The organism is Curtobacterium sp. B8 (assembly GCF_000333315.1).
GTDB lineage: Bacteria > Actinomycetota > Actinomycetes > Actinomycetales > Microbacteriaceae > Curtobacterium > Curtobacterium luteum.
Genome location: NZ_BACW01000129.1, coordinates 1 through 1,746 on the forward strand (window position 1 = coordinate 1; position 1,746 = coordinate 1,746).

The window sequence follows — 1,746 nt, forward strand, 5'->3', positions numbered from 1 at the left end:
CCGTCGGGACCGATCCGGTCAGGGCCAGCGGGTCGCCGTGCGCCGCCACGACCCGGTCCCACCGGTCGAGGACGGAGTGGTCGTCGGCCGCCTCGATCACGGGGGACGTGGTTCCACGGCGCACTGCTGGTCGTGACGGGTGTGGGCACGGAGTCTCCCCTGGCGGCTCGGCTGCTGGCACCGCGGACGTGCGGTGACCCTGCGACGGTACGGCGCGGGCGGACCGCAGCGGGCGAGGGTGGCGACGTCGTGCGGTTCCCCGCAACCAGCTCCGGGTGCGGCACCGGTCCGACCGGGTGTGCGGGACCACGGGGCGGACCCTGTCGATCCGCACAGGGACGCGGAAGCGGGCCCCGAGGGTCCGCGAGCACCCGCACCGGTCCACACTGCGCGCGCACCGTACGTCGGTGCACCGCGCGCGCGACCGGGGTGCCCTCGCGGCCCGGGAGTCCCGGACGGTCTGCGGTTCCCCGCAGCACCGGAGGGCCGATCGTCCGCGGGCGCGACGGCCGGTTCCCAGCGCAGACGACGGCCGGTTGCCCGCGCGGCCACGACGCGTGGGGTGGACGGGCGCAGGTGGACGGGCGCGGGTGGACGGGCGCGGCTGCTGCCGAGGGATCTCGCCGGTCAGACGAACGTCGGGCGTGTCGCTCGTACGGGACCGCGTGTCGCGCTGGCCGGAGCGCCTCGCGACCGGCGTGTCGCCGTGGACCGCGGTCGACGCCCAGCGCGCTGCGGGCGCCGCGCACCGGGAACGAGAACGGCCCCCGACATCTGTCGGGGGCCGTTTCACGATGGTGGCTGGGGTACCTGGACTCGAACCAAGAACGACGGTACCAGAAACCGCTGTGTTGCCAATTACACCATACCCCAAGAGGCCGTTCGGCCTCGCGTCCCGGTCGCCCGGGGCACGATCAACTACTGTACAGCATCCCGGACGTCTCTGAGACCACCGACCAGGTCGCGGTGGACAGCGGATGCCGTCCGCGCTCCGTGACCGGCCGCGACGATGAGCTGTTCGGGCCCGGGCGGGGTCACGTCGCCGACCGCGTAGAGGCCGGGGACACCGGTGCGCCCGGACGCGTCGACCACCAGCAGTCCCTCGGCGTCGCGCTCGACGTCCGCCCCGAGCCAGTCGAGGTCCACGTGCCAGGTCGGCCGGACGAACCCGCCCGTCCGCGGCTCCACGTGGCCGTCCTCGAGCCGGACGCCCGTCATGCCGGAGCGGTCGCCCTCGAGGTCGGCGACCGGTCGCTCGTCGACGCGGATGCCGGCCGCGGCGAGCCGCTCGCGTCCGGCTTCGTCGAGCGTCGGTGCGCCGTTCGTGTAGACCACGAGGTCGTCCGTCCACGCGGCGAGGTACAGCGCGCGGTCCACGACGTCCGGCGTCTCGCACACGAACGCGAGGGCCTCTCCCGCCTTCTCGTACCCGTCGCACTCCACGCAGCTGTGCACGGACGTGCCGTAGAACGCTCGGAGCGACGGCAGCGACGGGAACTCCTCCCGGAGGCCCGTGGCGACCACCACCGCCCGCGCGGTCGCGGAGACGGCCGTTCCGCGACCCGTCGCGTGCACGCGCCACCCGGCCCCCTCGGGGACGACCTCGTCGACCACGGCCTGCACGACCGTCGCCTCCGGGTACGCCTCGACCTCGGCTCTACCGAGCTTCCGGAGCTCGAGCGGCGAGATGCCGTCTCGCGTCAGGAAGCCGTGGGACTGCAGGGTGGCGGCGTTCCGCGGCCGGTT

1 protein-coding gene and 1 tRNA gene are annotated in these 1,746 nt (G+C 74.5%); both read right to left on the reverse strand.

The features are described 5' to 3' along the window. Positions 1-798 precede the first annotated feature (798 nt). Positions 799-873 (reverse strand) — tRNA-Gln (locus tag I59_RS03410). Positions 874-918: 45 nt separating this feature from the next. Continuing rightward, on the reverse strand, positions 919-1,746 hold an 828-nt coding region (locus I59_RS03415; RefSeq protein ID WP_022902672.1), incomplete at its 5' end, for an NAD(P)/FAD-dependent oxidoreductase.